16 protein-coding genes are annotated in these 20357 nt (G+C 54.1%); 13 read left to right on the top strand and 3 right to left on the bottom strand.

The window, feature by feature from the left end:
• Positions 1-3 precede the first annotated feature (3 nt).
• Complete coding sequence (locus tag ASD60_RS14800; RefSeq protein ID WP_056854709.1) at positions 4-1281, bottom strand: sugar MFS transporter; 1278 nt, start codon at positions 1279-1281, stop codon at positions 4-6.
• A 350-nt stretch (positions 1282-1631) separates the two neighbouring features.
• Between ASD60_RS14800 and ASD60_RS14795 the strand changes: the two genes are divergently transcribed.
• On the top strand, positions 1632-2504 hold the full coding sequence (locus ASD60_RS14795) for a helix-turn-helix domain-containing protein (protein ID WP_056854708.1): 873 nt from the start codon (positions 1632-1634) through the stop codon (positions 2502-2504).
• On the opposite strand, the gene ASD60_RS14790 is transcribed toward ASD60_RS14795, so the two are convergent.
• Positions 2492-3130 (bottom strand): HAD family hydrolase, encoded by a 639-nt coding sequence (locus tag ASD60_RS14790; RefSeq protein WP_082557601.1) that lies wholly within the window; start codon positions 3128-3130, stop codon positions 2492-2494. The two genes, ASD60_RS14795 and ASD60_RS14790, sit on opposite strands and share 13 nt — an antisense overlap.
• Before the next feature lie 33 nt (positions 3131-3163).
• Positions 3164-4204, bottom strand: a complete 1041-nt coding sequence (locus ASD60_RS14785) for a LacI family DNA-binding transcriptional regulator (protein ID WP_236708469.1) — start codon at positions 4202-4204, stop codon at positions 3164-3166.
• 483 nt (positions 4205-4687) lie between these two features.
• Between ASD60_RS14785 and ASD60_RS14780 the strand changes: the two genes are divergently transcribed.
• From ASD60_RS14780 to ASD60_RS14725, 12 genes are all read left to right on the top strand, one after another.
• Complete coding sequence (locus ASD60_RS14780; protein ID WP_056854707.1) at positions 4688-6274, top strand: acyl CoA:acetate/3-ketoacid CoA transferase; 1587 nt, start codon at positions 4688-4690, stop codon at positions 6272-6274.
• The gene (locus tag ASD60_RS14775) at positions 6271-7056 is read left to right on the top strand and encodes an enoyl-CoA hydratase/isomerase family protein (RefSeq protein ID WP_056854706.1); all 786 of its coding nucleotides are present in this window, start codon (positions 6271-6273) and stop codon (positions 7054-7056) included. Before ASD60_RS14780 ends, ASD60_RS14775 begins: the two co-directional genes overlap by 4 nt.
• 1 nt (position 7057) lies before the next feature.
• Complete coding sequence (locus tag ASD60_RS14770; RefSeq protein WP_056854705.1) at positions 7058-8569, top strand: aldehyde dehydrogenase family protein; 1512 nt, start codon at positions 7058-7060, stop codon at positions 8567-8569.
• 55 nt (positions 8570-8624) lie between these two features.
• Positions 8625-9410: a 3-ketoacyl-ACP reductase gene (locus tag ASD60_RS14765; protein ID WP_056854704.1), complete on the top strand. Its 786-nt coding sequence runs from the start codon at positions 8625-8627 to the stop codon at positions 9408-9410.
• 8 nt (positions 9411-9418) lie between these two features.
• Positions 9419-11056, top strand: a complete 1638-nt coding sequence (locus ASD60_RS14760; RefSeq protein ID WP_056854703.1) for a GMC family oxidoreductase — start codon at positions 9419-9421, stop codon at positions 11054-11056.
• The gene (locus tag ASD60_RS14755; RefSeq protein WP_056854702.1) at positions 11031-12203 is read left to right on the top strand and encodes a dihydrodipicolinate synthase family protein; all 1173 of its coding nucleotides are present in this window, start codon (positions 11031-11033) and stop codon (positions 12201-12203) included. The genes ASD60_RS14760 and ASD60_RS14755 overlap by 26 nt, the downstream gene beginning before the upstream one ends.
• Before the next feature lie 78 nt (positions 12204-12281).
• Positions 12282-13604 carry an MFS transporter gene (locus ASD60_RS14750; protein ID WP_056854701.1) on the top strand — a complete coding sequence of 441 codons (1323 nt, stop codon included), beginning with the start codon at positions 12282-12284 and terminating at the stop codon, positions 13602-13604.
• Positions 13605-13952: 348 nt separating this feature from the next.
• The gene (locus ASD60_RS14745; RefSeq protein WP_056854700.1) at positions 13953-15221 is read left to right on the top strand and encodes a DUF1479 domain-containing protein; all 1269 of its coding nucleotides are present in this window, start codon (positions 13953-13955) and stop codon (positions 15219-15221) included.
• Positions 15222-15320: 99 nt separating this feature from the next.
• A complete protein-coding gene (locus tag ASD60_RS14740) occupies positions 15321-16604 on the top strand; it encodes an ABC transporter substrate-binding protein (RefSeq protein ID WP_056854699.1) in 1284 nt (427 codons plus the stop codon).
• 272 nt (positions 16605-16876) lie between these two features.
• Positions 16877-18172 (top strand): MFS transporter, encoded by a 1296-nt coding sequence (locus ASD60_RS14735; protein ID WP_056854698.1) that lies wholly within the window; start codon positions 16877-16879, stop codon positions 18170-18172.
• A 214-nt stretch (positions 18173-18386) separates the two neighbouring features.
• Positions 18387-19319, top strand: coding sequence for an ABC transporter substrate-binding protein (locus ASD60_RS14730; protein WP_236708466.1), 933 nt, complete (start codon positions 18387-18389; stop codon positions 19317-19319).
• A 29-nt stretch (positions 19320-19348) separates the two neighbouring features.
• Positions 19349-20320, top strand: a complete 972-nt coding sequence (locus ASD60_RS14725) for an iron ABC transporter permease (RefSeq protein WP_156386273.1) — start codon at positions 19349-19351, stop codon at positions 20318-20320.
• Positions 20321-20357 lie beyond the last annotated feature (37 nt).

The following is a 20357-nucleotide window of genomic DNA, read 5'->3' as shown; positions in this document are numbered from 1 at the left end:
GATTCAGCGTACAGCTCGGCGGGTGTAACAGCCGTACAAGGCAATGGCGGTGTAGCAGATGGCAGGAACAACCAGTGAGAAGGAGAGACTGGTCATGTCGGCAGTCAAGCCTGTTAGCGGCGGCACGATGGCACCTCCAACAATGGCGCAGCAGATCAGTCCTGAACCTTCAGCGGCGCGTGAGCCCAGGCCCTCGGATGCAAGAGCGAAAATCGTGGGAAACATGACGGAGTTGAAAAGGCCGATGGCAAGGATCGCCCAACCTGCGGTAGAGCCATTGGAGTTAGCGGCGACAGTGATCAGGGCGATTACCACAGCTGCGGCGGCTGCGAGGATCTTGCCAGGGGCAAAGTGACGAAGAAGCGCGGCACCAATGAAGCGACCAACCATGGCGCCGCCCCAGTAATAAGCAACGTGTTTACCTGCTAGTTCTGCATCGAAACCGAAGGTCGATTCTTGCATCAGGAAGTTAGTGAGCAGACTTCCGATTGCAACTTCCGCACCCACATAAAAGAAAAGGCAGGCAGCTCCGAATGCGAAACGAGGTTGCTTGAGAAGGTTCAAGGCTGCAAGCGGGTTGGAATGTTGAGGGCTTGTGCTCGCCGGAATCTGCTTGCGTTGATGCCAGACAATCATCGCTACGATGAAAAGGGCAATGGCAATGCCAGCGTAAGTGCTGCTGATTACTTCTGCTTCTTTGGCCAAGAACTCAGAAAGCGCCGCTGGAGATAATGCGGAAGCGTCCACTTCGTTGAGAGTGCCCAGGATCAAGATAGCGCCCAAATATGGAGCGACTGTGGTACCCAGCGAGTTGAATGCGTGAGCAAACGTGACTCTACTGTGCGCAGTCTTCGCAGGCCCGAGCAGGCTAATAAGCGGGTTGGAGACAACCTGTACCACAGTCACGCCAATTGCCAGAATAAACAACGCACCCAGAAAGGCGCCGAAGATGCCAGCCTGGGTCGCAGGGATAAATAGCAAGCAACCTGCTGCCATCGTGAGCAACCCGACAAAAGCAGCCCGCATGTAACCAATCTTGGCTATCAGCAGTCCGGCAGGGATTGACGCAATAAAATAGGCAAGAAAGAAGGACGACTGTACGAGCATCGCCTCGGCATAACTTAGGCTAAAAAGGCTTTTCAGTTTTGGGATCAACACATCATTTAAACTGGTGATGCTTCCAAATATGAAAAATAGGCAAAAAACGAAAAAGCTAAGTCTTTGTACATTGCTATTGGAAAAAGTTTGAGACTCTTTCTTTGCTACATATACGCCTTGCATAATATCCACTCCCTATATTTTCTTGTAGTAGGAAAGGAAATTTCGGTTGTGCGTAGTCTCGAGCTCTGAACGTTCAGAGATCGTGGAGCACTTCCAATGTGAATTTTTTGTAACGATCGTACGCAGATTCTGCTTATGTAGGATCCGACAATTTGTCCGACTGGTGGGACAGATTGAACTCTTTGCATCGCGGCGGATTAACCATTTGATTACCTATTGATAGTTATTATTTTTACAAACTGGTGAGGTTCAGGATGCCTCGAATCCGATGAATTGAGGAGTGTCGTAACGGGCGTTGAGTGATACGATTGTGGCGTCTGTACCGATTGAATGGGTGGGATAGGATCGTCATGAAGCCGAGTTTTGAGAAGGTTCCCAGTGAGGCCAACGCCTCATGGACGATGCTGAACAGACGCTTGCCTGACGAGATTCCGTTTGAGTGGCATCATCATCCCGAGTACGAGTTGACCCTGACCCTTAACAGCCGAGGGCATCGCTACATCGGAAGTGATGTGCAGCTATACGACGATTGTGATCTGACCCTCGTTGGCCCAAACGTGCCACACAGCTGGTGTTCTCGCGAGCTTATCGATACCGGGAAGCCCCATGTTGCATTGGTTATCTGGTTTTCGGAGGCGTGGGCAACGTCGCTGGTTACCCTGTTTCCGGAGATGGGTCAGATTCGCACCTTGCTTTCGGCTGCCCAGTGCGCGGTGTCATTCAGTAGTGAAATAGCTCGTGAGCTACGTCCTAAAATTGAAGACATGGTCTATCAGGACGAATCGCAACGCCTGGTTTCTCTGTTGGATATCCTCATTAAATTGACTCAGGACACTGCGGCTCAACGCATCATTCCACCAGAACCCGCGTTCGTGCCTGAAATTATTTACGAGGACGCACGCATTCACCGCGTTTTAGACTATATACACGCGAATTTTGCCTCCGCGTTGATGATCCCGGATCTTGCTGAGATGGCTTGCGTTAGCGTTTCTGCTTTTCACCGTATGTTCAAGCGTCATACGCGCAGCACTGCTTTTGACTATATCGCCAAATTAAGAATCGGCCGAGCCTGCGCGCTGTTGATGGAAAGTGGGACTGTGATTTCCTTGATCTCCGAGGAAGTTGGATATCCCTCGGTCGCATTGTTCAATCGACAGTTCAAGGCTCTAAAGGGTATGACGCCGACTGAATTTCGGCGTCAGCACGGCCATCACTTCAAGTGAACCCCACATCTTGACGTAAACTCGCGTGAGGGGTTTATAAGAAGATGTGCCACATCTATGACTGACATAGAGGCGCGTCTAGCTGCTTCTATACCTTGGGGGCTGTCTTCGAATACCAAACATCGTTCAGGGGCTACTCCAAGAAATTTAGCCGCGGCAAGAAATAGATCCGGTTCGGGTTTAGGAACGCCCACATCGTCGATGGTGATGAGTTTATCGAAGTGTTTCGTGAGGTTGAGCGCATCTAGAGAACTGGTAACGATTTCACGTGATCCACCCGAAGCCACGGCCATAGGCAGCTTGCCAGCGAATCGCCTGACAATCTCGGTTACTGCTGCTATCTCCTGGAGATTGGCTGTCAGGTGATCCAGGTAGTAGCGTCTCATGGTTCCGACAACATTTACGCGATCAAGAACGACACGATGTTCATGTTCGAATTGATCCATCAGGACGTGTTCAGAAAGACCATTACGGGCTTCGTACCAGCCCACGTCCATGATTACTCCAGACAGCGCAAACCCGGCAGTCCAGGCCACTGAGTAAACGGGACAACTGTTTACCAATGTTCCGTCACAATCAAAAATCAGGGCGTCAGCCCCTGCAAGCATTTCTTCCAAGGCCGTCATCGAGATAATTTCCGTGTGCATTGCAACATCAACTCAGCGTTTAGGGAGCTTGGCTCCGCACGTGTCTCGTACAATTAGCTTTGGCTTGAGTAAAAATCTCATAGGAGGCGCATCGGGGCTCTTCAATCTGGCTAAAAGCATCTCACTCGCCACCTCGCCAAGGTGTTCAGGCTCCAGCGCCAGCGTCGTAAGGGGAGGGCTGCAATAGGCTGATGCGGCTACACCATCACTGCCGATTATCGCGATGTCCCGACCTGCACGAAGCCCGCGATTGTTCAGCTCGCTCAGCGCGCCTGTGGCAATGAGGTCGTTGTAACAAATCACTCCGGTTGGACGTCGCTGTTGATCCAGCAAGCGGCTCATTCCGTCCTTGCCCCCGGCCAAACTGATGGGTGTTTCGATCATCCAGTCGGTGTTTGGGGTAATCCCGTTCTTCTCCAGGCAATCGCTGTAGCCCTTCAATCTTTCCATGCTCACCGAATAGGTGCTGTTTCGTCCGATAAAGGCGATGTCTGTATGCCCGAGGTCGATCAGGTGCTGTGTCGCAATCTGTATGCCGAGGTAGTTATCGCAACCTACAAAGTCAGTTTCGTCACCGCCTAGCGCACGCATGACGGTCACAAAAGGCAAGCCCCATTGCCTAAGTGAGGTCACCAGCTCGATAGGTGTCTCGAACGTTGGGCAAATGATCAATCCGGCAGCTTTGTGTTCGCGCATTGATGCAAGCACTTGGCGCTGAACATTCTGATCCTCGGCTGTGTGGGCGAGGAGGGTGATGTAGTTCGATTCCAGCATTTTGCGCTCAGCGCCAATCAGTAACTCAACGAAAAATGAGTTGCTCAGGTCGTTGACCACCATACCGATAACGTTGCTGACACCCTGTCGAAGGTTTGCAGCGCTGCGATTGTAGACGTACCCCAATTGTTCGGCGGCAGCTCGCACTTTTTCTGCAGTCGCAGGACGTATCAAGGGGCTGTTATTCAGCACAAGTGACACCGTGGATTTGGATACTCCGCTCACCCTGGCGATGTCGTTTATGGTGGCCTTCTCTTCAGGCAAATGATGATCGGTCAACGTAAAAATCTCGGTTGGAGGCGGAAGTCGACCGAAGCCGGAACATTCCAAATTACCCTTTTTTGCGGTCGGTCGGCTAGCCAGAACATACTGAACCTATCGTTACGCCAAAGCATTTCGTTCGCTTGCGTGCTCTCGACGACAAATGGTGTTGACAGGATTCTATACTCAATTTACATTTTTGGAACGTTCCAAAAATACATTGGAACGATTTAATAACAAAAATTGGTGACTCATGATGAACGTTGTCTCTGTGCTTCCAGTGCTCTGCTCGCGCTTACGTACTCGGATCGATTCCTTCTTTTCCCCTTTTTCCTATTCCCAATCCGAAACGATCGCATCCCGTCAAGAAAGCTTGGATGCCTTCGCTGGTGCCTTGGGGGTGGCCGTAAGCGCAAACCTCGCTGGTTTTAGTCCTAGGCACTGATACGACAGTCGCTTCATCAGCGCTGCCATTACGTTTTCAACATGGCGAAAATATTCATGAAAAAGCTCATTACTGCTGAGCAGGCTGCGAGCCTGATCCACGACGGAGTTACCGTTACCGTCAGCTCATCCAGTGGCCTTGCATGCCCCGACGCAGTGTTAGCTGCAGTGGGGGAGCGTTATCGCAATTCTGCGCACCCTGCAGGTCTGACAATGCTGCACCCCATTGCCGCTGGTGATATGTACGGCATCAAAGGCATTGAACATCTGGCACAACCAGGTCTGATCAGTAAAGTGATGGCTGGCTCATATCCAAGTGGCCCTTCCTCGATGCCGATGCCGGAGATCTGGCGGATGATCACTGATAACGAGATCGCCGCGTACAACGTGCCAAGCGGCATCTTGTTTGATCTGCATAAGGACGCTGCGGCCAAGCGTCCTGGTGTGTTGACCAAAGTGGGGCTGGATACCTTCGCAGACCCAGCTCGTCAGGGCTGTGCGATGAATGCTTTGGCTGCCGAAATGCCTATCGTTGAGAAGGTGTTGTTTGCGGGCGAGCAGTGGCTATTTTTTCCCACCGTCATTCCAAAGGTCGCGATCATTCGTGCGACCACCGCTGACGAGCGCGGCAACCTTTCTTATGAACACGAAGGCGGTTTGCTCGGTGCTCTTGATCAGGCCTTGGCCGTTCGCAACAACGGCGGCATCGTCATAGCTCAGGTGAAACGAGTCGTGCGTGCCGGTTCGTTGAAGCCTCACGATGTACATGTCCCCTGCAACCTGGTTGACCATATCGTCGTGGCGCCTGATCAAATGCAAACAACTCAAGTTGTTTACGACCCTGCCATCAGCGGTGAAATCCAACAGCCGGAATCAGCATTTGAGTTTGCACCCTGGGGCGCTGAAAAAGTCATCGCTCGTCGCGCCGCCATGCAAGTCGAGAAGGGTATGGCTGTGAATTTGGGTTTTGGCATCTCGGCAAACGTGCCTAGGATCCTGTTGGAAGAGGGTTACCACGGCGCCGCTACCTGGGTCATCGAGCAAGGTGCTGTCGGCGGTATGCCGTTGCTGGGCTTCGCATTCGGTTGCGCCGCAAACGCCGACGCAATCATGCCGTCTTCGGCTCAGTTCACCTATTTCCAGGGCGGTGGTTTCGATATGACTTTGCTGTCTTTCCTGCAGATTGACCGGTTCGGCAACGTCAACGTATCGAAGCTGCCAGGAAAGCCTTACCTCACTGCTGGCTGCGGCGGCTTTGTCGACATCACTACCCACGCCAAGCGCATTGTGTTCTCCGGCTTCTTCACTGCTGGCGCCAAACTGTCTGTGGATGACGGGCGTCTGAATATCTTGCAGGACGGTAAATCCCGCAAGTTGGTCGAGGATGTGGATCACGTGACCTTCAGTGGTCGCATGGCATTGGAACGCGGGCAGGACGTCACCTATGTCACTGAGCGTTGCGTGATGAAACTCACCGCCAATGGCCTGATGGTGACTGAAATCGCACCCGGCCTGGACTTGGAAAAAGATGTGCTCGCCCAGGCAGAGTTCCCGCTGCTTGTAGCAGACGAAGTACGAGTAATGAGCCCTTGTCTTTTCACTGACGCCCTGATGGGGCTGCAAATGAAGGAGCACCAGGCATGAGCTCAGTAGAGGGTTTTGTATCAGTAGAAATTCAAAAAACGGTCGCGGTCGTTCGTCTTGAGCGCCCAGGCAAGCTCCATGCACTAACTCCAGAAATGATTACGCAGTTAGGTCAGATTGCGCTTGATTTGGATAAACGCACAGATCTACGGGCAGTGGTACTGACCGCCACCGGTGACCGCGCCTTCTGTGTGGGCGCCGATATTCGAGTGTGGTCAGGTCTGCAGCCTCTGGATATGTGGCGTCAGTGGGTGCGAGACGGGCATCGCGTATTCGATGCTTGGGCAAATCTGCGCCTGCCTGTCATTGCAGCGATCAACGGCCATGCATTTGGTGGTGGGCTTGAGTTGCTGGCAACCGCCGATATTCGTGTGTCAGCACCGAACGCGACTTTTGCATTGCCTGAGGCGGGTATCGCGACTTGCCCAGGTTGGTCGGGGACGCAGCGCTTGGTCAAGTTGATTGGCCCCAGTCAGGTGAAGCTGATGGCTTTAACGGGTCGACGTATCGATGCAGCTGAAGCTCAACGCGTTGGATTGGTTCAAGACATCACCGAGCCTGGCAATGTCGTGGCCCATGCCCTGGAGTTGGCACATCAAATCAGTAAGCAGGCGCCGATCTCGGTGCAACTCACGAAACAACTCATCGACGCAGGCACTGGCACCAATGTAGCTGCCGTGCTTGAGGGGATGGCTGGAGCTCTGGCCGCCACCACCAACGACGCACAAGAAGGCTTAATCAGCTTCAACGAACGTCGACCAGCCGATTACCAAGGAGTTTGAAATGAAGTTTTTGACCGTCGATAACAGCGCCGAGATTATCGGGGCTCCATACAAGGGCCGCATGCTGATCAATGGCGAACTGTGCGATGCGCAGAGTGGGGATCAGGCGGAACGCCGTAGTCCGGCTCATGACGTAGTGGTTGGTCTCTACCCTAACGCTGCGCGTGCTGATGCCGAGCGGGCCATTGATGCTGCCCGAGCAGCCTTTGATGAAGGAACTTGGCCAAACATGTCCGCACGTGAGCGGGCCGATGTGTTGCTCAAAGTGGCCGACGGTATTTCTGCCCGAGTGGAAGAGATGGCACTCATCGAATGTCTGGAAACCGGCAAACCGTTGACCCAGGCTCGTGGCGAAGTCAGTGGCTGTGTTGACCTTTGGAAATATGCGGCGTCTCTTGCACGCAACCTTCACGGTGAGAGCTACAACACTTTGGGCGAGTCGCACCTTGGGGTTGTCTTGCGTCAACCGGTCGGCGTGGTATCGATGATCACCCCGTGGAATTTTCCAATCTGGATTCTGAGTCAGAAACTGCCCTTTGCTCTGGCTGCGGGTTGCACCGCTGTGATCAAACCAAGTGAACTCACGAATGGCACTACCCTGATGCTGGGCGAAATCCTCCTTGAGGCAGGCTTGCCAAAAGGCGTCGTAAACATTGTGACTGGCCTTGGCCCTGCCGTGGGTCAGCCGTTGGTCGGCCACCCGAAAGTCGACATGGTTTCGTTCACTGGCTCCACGCGAGTAGGGCGCCTGATTGCAGCCGAAGCCGGCGCCGCACTGAAAAAAGTTTCCCTGGAACTGGGCGGCAAAAACCCGCAGATCATTTTCCCGGATTGTGATTGGGACGCTGCCGTAGATGCCGTTGTATTTGGCGTCTATTTCAACGCTGGCGAATGCTGCAACAGCGGCAGTCGCATCCTGGTGCACAAAGATATCGCTGAACGCTTTACCCAAGCCGTTATCGAGCGTACCCGCCAGGTTCCTGTGGGTGACCCATTGCATCCAGACGTGAAGGTCGGCGCAATTATCAGCGAAACGCAAATGGGCGGTATCCAGGCTGCCATTGATGAGGCCAGAGAGGCCGGCGCAACGATCAGCTTGGGTGGCGAACGTCACGGCACGGAACCTGGGCTCTACATCCAACCAACCATCGTCACCGGTGTCACCCCTGACATGACCATCGCCCGGGAAGAGGTCTTTGGGCCTGTTCTGTCGGTACTGACTTTCGAATCGGTAGATGAAGCCATCGCGCTGGCCAACGACACCTGCTACGGCCTCTCGGCTGCAGTGTGGAGCAAAGACATCGATGTCTGCCTGAAGGCTGCTCGGAAAATTGACGCTGGCACCGTATGGGTAAACACCTTCCTCGATGGTTTCGCCGAATTACCTTTCGGTGGCTTCCGTGACTCCGGATTGGGTCGGGAATTGGGCCGTCACGCAGTCGAAGACTACACCGAGCAGAAAACTGTCCAATTGCACATTGGTGAGCGTACGAACTGGTGGTTGCCGAAGTAATTTTCGCGCTCATTTGCAGAGAAATTGGAACGTTCCAAACGTTGAGAGTGAAGCCATGACAAATAACAACAAGATTACAAAACGCCCAGTTGCATTGGTCACTGGAGGACGTCGCGGTATTGGTGCCGCAATCGTCCTGCGGTTGGCTCGTGACGGTTTTGACGTTGCCTTTACCTGTCGTAATGAAGATGAAGTCGCACAGCAGTTGTGTGCGGAAATTGAAACCTTAGGTGGGCGTGGCCTGGCGGTTGCGAGCGAGCTACAAAGCCTTGAGGCACATGCAGAGTTAATTGAACGTGTGCAGGCATGGGGCGGTGTAGTTGACTGCCTGGTGAACAATGCCGGAATCGGTTCACCGGTTCGCGGCGATCTGCTGGACATGAAACCCGCAGCCTTTGACCAGGTACTGGATACCAACTTGCGTGGGACATTTTTCCTGACGCAACAGGTCGCAAAACAGATGATCCAGGCGTCTTCCGAGCAGCCGCGCAGCATCATCAACGTTTCCAGTGTCAGTGTGGAAATGGCGTCACCTGAGCGTGGCGAATACTGCATGTCGAAAGCGGGTCTCGGCATGGCGACAAAGCTTTTCGCTTTACGCCTGGCACCAGAAAACATTGGCGTGTTTGAAGTCCGTCCCGGGGTCATTCGTACCGACATGACAGCCGGCGTCGCCGACAAGTACGAGCAGCGCTTCAAGGATGGTTTGGTGCCGATGGGCCGTTGGGGTGAGACCAGTGACATCGCTTCGATAGTCAGCGCTTTGGCTTGCGGGCAATTCGGTTTCGCGACTGGCTCTGTCATTCATGCCGATGGCGGGCTCGCCATCCCACGCCTGTGAGTGCTGTCATGAGATACGACTTCATCATCATTGGTGGCGGTTCGGCGGGGTGTGTACTCGCCAATCGACTCAGCGCAAATCCTAGCAACAAGGTGCTGCTCCTGGAGGCCGGTGGCGGCGATCGCCACCCTCTGTTCAGGATGCCGGCAGGCTTCGCGAAGATGACCAAGGGCAGAGGCTCCTGGGGCTGGTCGACCGTGCCGCAGAAACACCTGAAGAACCGCGTATTGCGATACACCCAAGCCAAGGTTATTGGTGGTGGGTCTTCTATCAATGCGCAGATCTACACCCGGGGAGCAGCGGCGGACTACGACGAGTGGGCGAGCGAATGTGGCGCTGAAGGCTGGGCGTACAAGGACGTTTTGCCTTACTTCAAACGTGCTGAAAATAACCAGCGCTATGCCAATCAGTATCATGGGTATCAAGGGCCATTGGGAGTCTCAAACCCAATCAGCCCTCTGCCGATCTGTGAAGCTTTTTTCCAGGCCGGACAAGAGATGGGGATTCCTTACAACCCGGACTTTAACGGGGCTGCTCAGGACGGGTTGGGCTACTACCAACTCACCCAGTTGAATGCCAAGCGCTCATCTACTTCGGCAGCGTATCTGCGTCCAGCGATGGGGCGATCCAACCTGACGGTCATGCTGGGCGCATTTACTCGGCGCGTGATTATCAAGGACAAGCGTGCCATTGGCGTCGAAGTGGTGCCCAAAGGCGCGAGCGAATCGACGCCTTACTATGCAGACCGCGAAGTCATCGTCAGCAGCGGTGCAATCGGCTCTCCCAAGCTGCTGATGCAATCAGGTATTGGCCCGGCAGATCATTTGAGCGAAGTCGGCATTCCGCTTGAACACGCACTCCCAGGTGTCGGCTCCAACCTGCAGGATCACCTCGATCTTTTTGCTATCGCGGAATGCACTGGTAATCACACCTACGACCCCTACGGCAAACCACACATGGCGGCATGGGCGGGGCTCCAATACCTGTTGCTGAAGAAGGGGCCGGTTGCGTCCAGTCTGTTCGAGACAGGTGGCTTCTGGTACGCCGACTCGCAAGCGCGGTCGCCGGATATCCAGTTTCATCTCGGGCTTGGTTCCGGCATTGAGGCCGGCGTCGCCCAGATGAGAAACCCAGGTGTAACGTTGAACTCGGCCTTCCTGCGGCCTCGCTCTCGCGGCACGGTGCGTTTGGCGAGTGCCAACCCAGCCGATGCACCGTTGATCGACCCTAACTACTTCTCCGACCCTTACGACCGTGAGATGTCCATCAAAGGGTTGCGTCTGGCACGTCAGATTCTGGCGCAGCCGGCACTCCAGCGCTTTGTGCTGGCAGAGCGCTTGCCAGGCCTGGATATGCTCAGTGACGAGCAGCTTTTTGAATACGCCTGTGCCAACGCGAAGACCGACCACCACCCAGCTGGTACTTGCCGCATGGGTAACGGTGAAGACGCCGTAGTTTCCACCGAGCTGAAGGTGCATGGCATCGACAGGTTGCGCGTGGTTGATGCGTCGATCATGCCGCGTCTGAACAGCAGCAACACCAATGCTCCGACCATCATGATCGCCGAGAAAGCGGCAGATCTAATTCTTGGCAAAGTCCCCCAATCAGAGGAAAAGTCTCATGAATATTCTGCTGCCCACGCTTGATGGCCGTGTTGAACGCTACTCGCTGCAAAATGCGGATGCACCTTACGCAACCTTTCAAAAGCGCCCGTTGTGCCGCATTGCTTACGCCGCTGCGCATGTTGTGGTGGATCCAGCCCGTCCAGCCAATCCATGGGACGAAACAGTCGCGATTGACTGGGACAAAACCATGGGCTTTCGAGAGTATCTATGGAGCCTTGGCTTCAAGGTTGCTGAGGCTATGGACACTGCCCAGCGCGGCATGGGCTTGGGATGGAAAGATTCTGCCGAGCTGATTCGTCGTAGCGTGACTCACGCCCGTCAAATCGAAGGCGCTGATTTGAGCTGTGGCGTGGGCACAGATCAGTTGGTCGTTACGCCGTCGACAACCTTGGATGACGTTCTGGGCGCTTATCGGGAGCAGTTTGAGGTCGTCGATAGTGTCGGCGGAAGCGCAATTCTGATGGCCAGCCGCGCACTCTGTGCAGTAGCCAAGAGTGGGGAAGACTATGAAAAGGTCTATTCAACCCTGCTGGGCGAGGCACGCCAAAAGGTTGTCCTTCATTGGCTGGGCGAGATGTTTGACGCCAACCTGCGCGGTTATTGGGGCAGTACCGATGTACCCACTGCCATGAACACCGTGCTGTCGATCATTGAATCCAATGTCGACAAAGTCGACGGCATCAAGATTTCGCTGCTGGAAGCCAAGTGGGAAGTTGAATTACGCCGTCGTCTGCCTGACGGCGTGAAGTTGTATACCGGCGATGACTTTAACTTTGGTGAATTGATTGCTGGCGATGCGACCCACCATTCCCACGCGCTTCTGGGGATTTTCGACCCTATCGCTCCAGTCGCGGCTCATGCATTGGCGGCACTCACCGACGGCGATGTAGCGCGCTACCACGCACTAATGAACCCGACCGTGGCGCTCTCTCGCGAGATCTTTAAAGCCCCAACCCGTTACTACAAGGCAGGTGTGGTGTTGCTGGCTTGGCTGAACGGCCACCAGGATCACTTCAGCATGCTGGGCGGTATGCAGTCTGCACGCTCCCTGTCGCACTACAGCGAAGTCTTCCGTCTTGCGGATCAAGCAGGCGTGCTGATTCAGCCTGAGCTTGCCGTGGAGCGCATGAAGGGACTGGCTTCTGTCTGTGGCGGGATAACCGGCTAGGGATAGCGACTGCTGTTGAAGGTGAGGCTCACCTACGTGAGTCTCGCTGAGCACCACAACAAAAATAAGAGGTTCACCATGAGCACCATAGCTAGCAGTGTTCCAACGACATCCACTGCGGTGGTTGAGAAGAAAGACCTTCATCGGGTCATTATGGCAAGCGTCGCTGGTAGTGCGATGGAGTGGTACGACTTCTCCATCTACGGGACAGCATCCGCCCTGGTTTTTTCCGAGTTGTTTTTTCCAGGGATGGATAAGGCATCCGCACTTTTAGCGATCTTCGCAACCTATGCTGTTGGATTCGTCGCAAGGCCCTTTGGTGGTCTGTTCTTTGGTAGGGTTGGCGACCGAAAAGGTCGCAAGTTTGTATTGGTATCCACTGTCCTGTTGATGGGTATTTCGACGCTGCTCATCGGCTTGCTGCCGACCTATGCGGACATAGGCGTCTGGGCGACTGGCCTCTTGGTGCTATTACGACTGCTTCAAGGATTTGGTTCTGGTGCAGAGCAAGCTGGCGCCTCTTTGATCGTTGCGGAGTTCGCACCCAAAGAAACGCGAGGTTTTTATGCGTCTCTTCCATTTGCCGGGATCATCATCGGGATCCTTATGGCGGCGGGAATGTTCTGGGCCGTTCAGCAACTGCCGCAGGAAGATTTCATGTCCTGGGGTTGGCGCATTCCTTTTCTATTCAGTGTGGTCGTGATCGCAGTCGGCATCGTGATCAGGCTTCAGGTGAAGGAAAGTCCTGTGTTTGAGGAAATCAAACGCAAAAAGCTCGCAAGCAAACAGCCGGTCAAAGACCTCCTGCGCTACTCCCGCAAGAATCTGGTCGTAGCGTGCTGCCTGCGTATTGGGGAAAACGGCACGTCTTACTTGTACCAGGTGTTCGCCCTCAGCTACCTCGCAAAAGTACTAATGGTGGATAAGTCTGTCGGCACGGTTGGGCTGATTACAGCCGCAGCATTGTCAGTGTTTACCATTCCGTTCATTGGATATTTGTCCGACCGTCTGGGCCGTCGGATCATGTATCGCGTCACTTCTTTGATCGCCGCGCTCTGGGCATTTCCAGCGTTCTGGCTGTTCAACTCCATGGACTCAACGCTGATTGTGTTGAGCATGGTTGTAGCCATCAGTTTGGGCGCCTTCGGCATGTATTCCGTGCAGGCCGCTTATTTCCCGGAACTGTTTGATGCCCGATATCGCTATACCGGTATCGCGGTCAGCAAGGAGTTTGCAGCGCTCGCATCTGGCGGTATCGCTCCGTTCGTTGCGGCTGCGCTCTTGAGTTGGTCTGGCAACCATTATTGGCCCGTAGCGACCTACGTCGTGGTGCTGGCCGGTATCTCTTTTGTAGCAACGTTCTTCGCACCCGAAACACGCGGTTCAGACATAAACGTTTGATCTTGGGGGAGGCAACACCATCCAGTAAAACGAGGCGCGTATGTCCATGTCGCAGTCCACGTGATGACGATTTTGGATGGGGCGTTAGCTCAACGCGGTTACTTTTCACCGTCATTGCCTGAATCTTTTCCACGCAAATTGATTCAGGCAATGCGGTGTTTTTTTCGACAGCAAGTGGATCGTTGTGAGTGAGAAAGCCGTTGGTCGAGCACCAGCAATGGCTCGATCGTTCTGGAAACACAGATAAAAACGCCAGAATCGTATTGTTCAACGCTAGTAAAGAGACTGCCGAAAACCCTGTTGCAGTGTTTTCATTCGCGTATGAAAAAACAAGAATTCAGGTGTGTCATGAGCAAGTATCAAGCTTTCGAAAGTGCTGCCCTTCCCGAAAATTACAAAGACAATATCGTCAAAATGAAAAAGACGTTGCGCGCGCAGATAGGCGATGTGGAATCCCTTTTCGCCGAGGTCAGCGAATTCATTGCAGCCGAAATCACATCGATTAAAGAGCAGCAGGCTCTGACTGGCTCTGGGTGGCCTGTCCTTGAGTTCGACGACATTGCACAAGGGAAAGTGACGCAGGAGCAATTGGCGCAAATCAAGCGTCGAGGCTGCCTGGTCATCAAAAACCACTTCCCCAGAGAGCAAGTCCTGACGTGGGACAAGAACCTGTTGGAGTATCTCGACAGGAACGATTTTGACAGGATTTATCGAGGGCCTGTCGATCAGTTTTTTGGAAACCTTGACGCTTCGCGGCCGGAGATTTTCCCAATTTATTGGTCTAGCTCACAGATGCAACTGCGCCAGGATGAGCGTATGGGGGCGGCGCAATCATTTCTGAATCGACTATGGAAAATTCATTCTCATGGTCAGGACTGGTTCGATCCAGATGTCAACGCGCTTTACCCTGACCGCGTGCGTCGCCGTCCACCAGGCACTACTTCTAAAGGGCTCGGGCCACACACAGACTCCGGTGCGTTGGAGCGATGGCTACATCCTGCCTATTTGAAGGTGTTCGACAAAATCTACAGCAATGATTTCAAGTCTTACGACCCATGGGATGCGGCGCATCGCACGGAGGTCGATGAGTACGCTTATAAGGACACAGTGAAGTGCTCAGCGTTTAGAACCTTTCAAGGATGGACTGCATTGTCCGACATGAAAGCTGATCAAGGAGTGCTGCATACATTGCCTATCCCCAAGGCTATGGCCTACATGCTTCTGCGTCCGCTGCTTAATGACGTTCCAGAAGATGAGTTGTGTGGTGTTGCCCCAGGCAAGGTACTTCCGGTTTCGCAAAAATGGCATCCGCTTTTGGTTCAAGGGATGACACCCATTCCCGATGTGCAGGCAGGAGACTCAGTTTGGTGGCACTGCGACGTTATCCATAGTGTCGCCCCTGTCGAGAACCAAGAGGGCTGGGGCAACGTAATGTACGTGCCGGCTGCTCCGATGTGCCCAAAAAATCTCAAATATGCAAAGGATGTATGCCGAGCATTTGAGGCTGGCGAGTCGCCGGATGATTTTCCCCCAGAACACTACGAAACGGCATGGAAAGACCGATTCACGTTGGAGCAATTGAACGCCATTGGTCGTAACGGGTTAGGTATCTCCTGATAGAAACTGCTGTCTTGTTGCATTGCTCAATTGCTGGATGAACCCCTCACACGGCAAGCGCGACGCTTGCCGGTTATAACAACAAAAAAAGGTACAAAGATGAACGCGATTAATCGCCTCGCCACTGTCATTTCCTTGGCCACTCTTTTTCCTCTCGTTGTGCATGCTGCTGAAAGCAAGGGCACTGTCGAAGTCGTTCACTGGTGGACATCAGGGGGGGAGGCCAAATCTGTGAACGTGCTTAAACAGATCGTCGAAAAGGATGGTTTCACTTGGCAAGACAGCGCTGTGGCGGGGGGCGGGGGGGCTGCTGCCATGACGGTGCTTAAAACCCGCGCCATCTCCGGTAACCCTCCTTCTGCCGCGCAGATCAAAGGGCCGGATATCCAGGAGTGGGGCAAGCTGGACTTACTAACCAACGTCGATGACGTGGCTAAGGCAAACAAATGGGACAGTCTGCTGCCTCAGACTGTTGCGGACATCATGAAATACGATGGTCACTATGTAGCAGTACCAGTGAACATCCATCGCATCAACTGGTTGTGGATCAATCCGGTGGTGCTCAAGAAAGCTGGCGTCGCCAAAGCCCCGACGACCTTGGAGGAGCTCTACGCTGCTGGCGACAAACTTAAGGCCGCTGGGTTTGTTGCGATTGCTCACGGTGGTCAACCATGGCAAGACACCACGGTATTTGAAGATCTGGTTCTAAGCATCATGGGAGCAGACGGCTATAAGAAGGCCTTAATTGATAATGATGAAGAGGCGCTTACCAGTTCGAAAATGACCGAGGTATTTGCCGCTCTTCGTAAGCTGCAGTCTTACATGGATCCTGATGGAACTGGTCAGGACTGGAACATAGAAGCTGCAAAGGTCATCAGTGGCAAGGCAGGCATGCAAATCATGGGGGACTGGGTCAAGAGTGAGTGGACGGCGGCCGGTAAGAATGCTGGTACGGATTACGAGTGTGTACCTTTCCCAGGTTCGCAAGGGATCTATACCTACACGATTGACTCACTGGTCATGTTCAAATTGTCCAAGAAGAATGATACGCCCGGCAACAATGCGGCGCGGGACGACTTGGCCAAGGTTGCTCTGGAACCGGAATTCCAGTACGTCTTCAATCAGAACAAAGGCTCAATCCCGGTTATCAAGGGCCTGGACATGAGCAAGTTTGATAGCTGTGCTCAAGCTTCGGCCAAAGATTTCGCCGAAGCCGAAAAGGCTGGTACGTTGGAACCAAGTATGGCTTTCAACATGTCCACTTCCCAAGCAGTGCAGGGGGCAATCTTCGATGTGGTCAGCAATTTCATGAGCGACAAAAAAGCTGATCCGAGTAAAGCTGGCAAGCAGATGTATACGGCCATCAAAGCGGCTGCGCAGTAGCGTTTAGCTCATTGCATTGGAGACCCGCCAATGATGCGGTAGCCCCTTGGATCAAGGGGTTACCGCTTGCTAGAACGCTCCTGCGGAGATTTCGTGTCCCGACCATCTTCGGTTTGAGTTGAATGTAAACAGGGGACTGGTGATTTTTATACCGTTTTAGAGGATTCAGTCCGCATAAAAATTACTGCTTGCCGCATAAGTTTTTCGCATGTCCCCGTGCCGAAGGCCGCCGTTAACATATTTGGAGACCATAAAAACAAAGGTTTTCCGCTATGCGACTAGGTTGGTATTCAGCGCTTACGCCAAAAGAAAAACGTACCTATTGGGCTTGCTTCGGTGGGTTCACCCTGGACTCGATGGACTCCACCATCTACGCACTGATGATGCCGGTGTTGATGACCGTGCTCGCTTTGAGCAGCTCTGACGCCGGCATGCTGGGATCGGTTTCATTGATTGGCAGTGCCATTGGCGGTTGGGGCGCAGGCCTGTTGGCTGACCGTTTCGGTCGCGTAAGAGTTATGCAAGTCACTGTGTTGTGGGTTGCACTCTTTACTTGTCTGGCGGGCTTATGCAGCAGCTTCTGGCAGTTTCTGCCCGTGCGGTTTCTCCAAGGAATCGGCTACGGCGGCGAAGCGGTGGTTGGTGCAGTGCTGATCAGTGAAGCCATTTCGCCGGCCTTGCGTGGCCGAGTTGCCGCCTCAGTGCAAAGTGGCTATGCCGTCGGCTACGCGATTTCGCTGACCTTGATGCCGGTGGTATTTGCCTGGCTGCCCGAAGATATTGCCTGGCGCGCCTTCTTCGCCATTGGGCTGTTGCCAGCGTTTCTGATCTGGTTCATTCGGCGCCTTGTGCCAGAATCCGAGGCATTTACTCAAGCCAGCCGCACACCGAAGAAAATGAACCTACGGGAAATTTTCGGCAGTGAGCACCGTCGAGTAACCTTGATCAGTACGGTTCTGGCCAGCGGCATCTTTGGCGGTGCCTACATCATGATCACATGGCTCCCCACCTACATGCGCATGGTGCTCAACCTACCGGTGGCGTCGACCTCAGGATACCTGGCGGTGAACATCATCGGTTCGCTATTGGGGCCTTTCATCTATGGCCGTATCAGCGACAACATTAGTCGCGGTAAGGCCTTCATGCTGTTTTTGATCTGCCAGGCATGCGTGGTTTCGGTGTATACCTTTGCGCCGATCAATATGGCTGTAACGCTGGGATTGGGTTTATTTCTGGGAGCCTTCCAGGGTGGACTGGCATCTGGGTTACCTGTTGCCTTCGCTGAGCTATACCCCACGCGTATCCGTGCCAATGGCGCTGGGTTCTGCACCAGTTTTGGCCGCGGCTTCGGTTCGATCATGCCAGCCGCTGTTGGGTTTGCTTCAACGAGCATGGGTCTTTCCACTGCAATGGGAGTATTCGCTATCAGTTCATATCTGATCGCATTTCTCGCGGCAATGTGCCTGCCCAACGCGACTGGGGTCGATATGAACACTGAAGTCTCCCAAACACCGATGCGCGGCGACTCATCCGAAAGTCCAGTCGTTGTGCAGGGGCAGCGATCCTGACTCGTCATCACTAATCACCGTTATGCATTGAAAGTATGCTGCCGCCCCGATCTCTAGTAATGCATGTCCGGGACTGGTGGCAGCCTTGCGCACTATCGCAGATGGTTATCAATAACAAAAATCGATAGCTGCTTAAAGGTTTCCCAACGGCGGTTGAACACCTGTGGTCTTAGAATTGCGCTCATCTTCTACATGCGCTGCTTCGGACTTTTCATTGAAATTCTTGCTGGTCTCTTCACGCTTCGCGTTTGCTCGGTGCTTCATGGCCGCAGTCGTTGCTATTAGCCTGTGGTGCGATGTCGTGACAGCGGCAGAGCGGACTCTGGATACCGCCTACGGGCTGGTCAGAATCAACGGAGTGCCTAAAAGAGTCGTAACACTGGGGGAAACTGCGCTTGACGCCAGTTTGACTCTTGATGCTCATCCCCTGGGGGCGCTGGCGGCTCGAGGCGGTAGTCAAGTGCCGGAGTATCTTCAGGAAAAGGCAGGGCACATCGAATTGGTCGGCAGCGTACGCGAACCCAACCTGGAAGCAGTGTTGGCATTGCAGCCGGATCTAATCCTGGCTACCAATGACTTATCCAAGCAACTCTTTGACCAGCTCAGCCTTATTGCACCAACCGTGATTCCGAAAGTGGGCAGCCTGGATGACTGGCGAGCCTCGTTCCGCCTTTATGCGCTTGCGCTGGACAAGCAAGCCATGGCAGAAGAACGTCTGAAGGATTTCGATCATCAGGTTGAGAGCTTGCGCCAGAGCATCGCAACCGGGCAAAGCGCAACGGTGTTGCGCTGGAATCCTCAAGGGCCGATCTTGATGTCGGCCCAAGTCTTCGCCGGTCAAATACTCGCAAGCCTCGGCTTTTTACCAAATGAGCTGGCTGTCTCGCTCAAGCATCGCCCGCACAGTGACATCTTGAGTCTCGAAAACCTTACTAAGGCCGATGCCGATTGGATCTTCCTAGCAACCCTGAACGCCGATGGCGATAAAGCGCTGGATGAAGTCAGCGGGCAACCGGTTTTCGCACAACTGAAAGCGGTAAAGGACGGGCACGTAGTCAGCGTCGACGGGCAAGTATGGAGTAGTAGCGCGGGTTATATGGCGGCCGAGCGTATTCTTGCGGATATCGCGAAGGCATTGGCCCTCTGATGCCGGAGCGTTCGCGACACCTCGCACCCATGTTGTCGGTAGCTGGCGTCGGGTTGGTGCTGCTGTGCCTGATCAGCCTACTGATCGGTGCGGGTGATGTCGGCGCCTGGCGAAGTTTGGAAACCCTATTCGGGCAGGGGGATGAGCAATCCAGGTTTGTCATTTATGGCCTGCGTTGGCCGCGTACCGAACTTGCCGTCGTGGTGGGAATCGCGTTGGGCGCAGCAGGCATGCTATTGCAGTCCGTCACCCGAAACACCTTGGCCGAGCCTGGACTTCTAGGTGTCAGCGCCGGTTCATCCTTTGCAGTGGTCGTGGCGATTAGTCTAGGCGCTTCGGCCTCATCTCTCGCTTTCAGTGTTGCCGTGGTCGGCGCATTAATCGGCTGTTTGCTGGTCATGGCTGTCTGCCGGCTTCGTGGGGTAGGCAGTGATCCCGTTCGCCTGATTTTGGCTGGTGCGGCGTTTTCCGGGTTTCTCAGCGCCCTGAGTGGTCTGTTGCTGCTCCGGGATCAGCGTACTGCCGACGAAATGCGTTTTTGGGTGATTGGCTCTCTGGCTGGTCGGCCTGTCGAAACACTCTACGCAGCGCTACCGGGCCTGATTTGCGGACTGATATTGATGCTACCTTTGGTTCGCCCATTGGCGGCGCTGGCCTTGGGAGAGGCGTTGGCCAGCAGCCTTGGCCATCATCCACAGCGAGTGCGTCTGGGGGTTTTGATCGTGGTCGCGATGCTGGTCGGAACGGCCAATGCCGCAGCTGGCCCGATTGGATTTCTGGGGCTTATCGTGCCCTTCATGGCTCGCCGAATGGTGGGCAGCGACATTCGCCAGACACTTTGGTTAAGCCTGTTGCTCGGCCCTTCGGTGCTTCTGGGTGCCGATATCGTGTCACGCCTGCTGGTAAGCCCTTATGAATTGCCCATCGGGGTCGTCACCGCTTTCATTGGCGCGCCTGTACTCATAGCAACGGTGCGCGCGCAGCGTCTGCCGATCCTATGAAATCAATGGTCGTACGTCGTCCCTCACATAGGGCTCC

Origin of the sequence: Pseudomonas sp. Root562 (genome assembly GCF_001427125.1) — a bacterium.
In the GTDB taxonomy this organism is placed as follows: Bacteria; Pseudomonadota; Gammaproteobacteria; order Pseudomonadales; family Pseudomonadaceae; genus Aquipseudomonas.
Note: the sequence above shows the minus strand (reverse complement) of the source record. Positions and strands in the feature narration are given on the sequence as shown.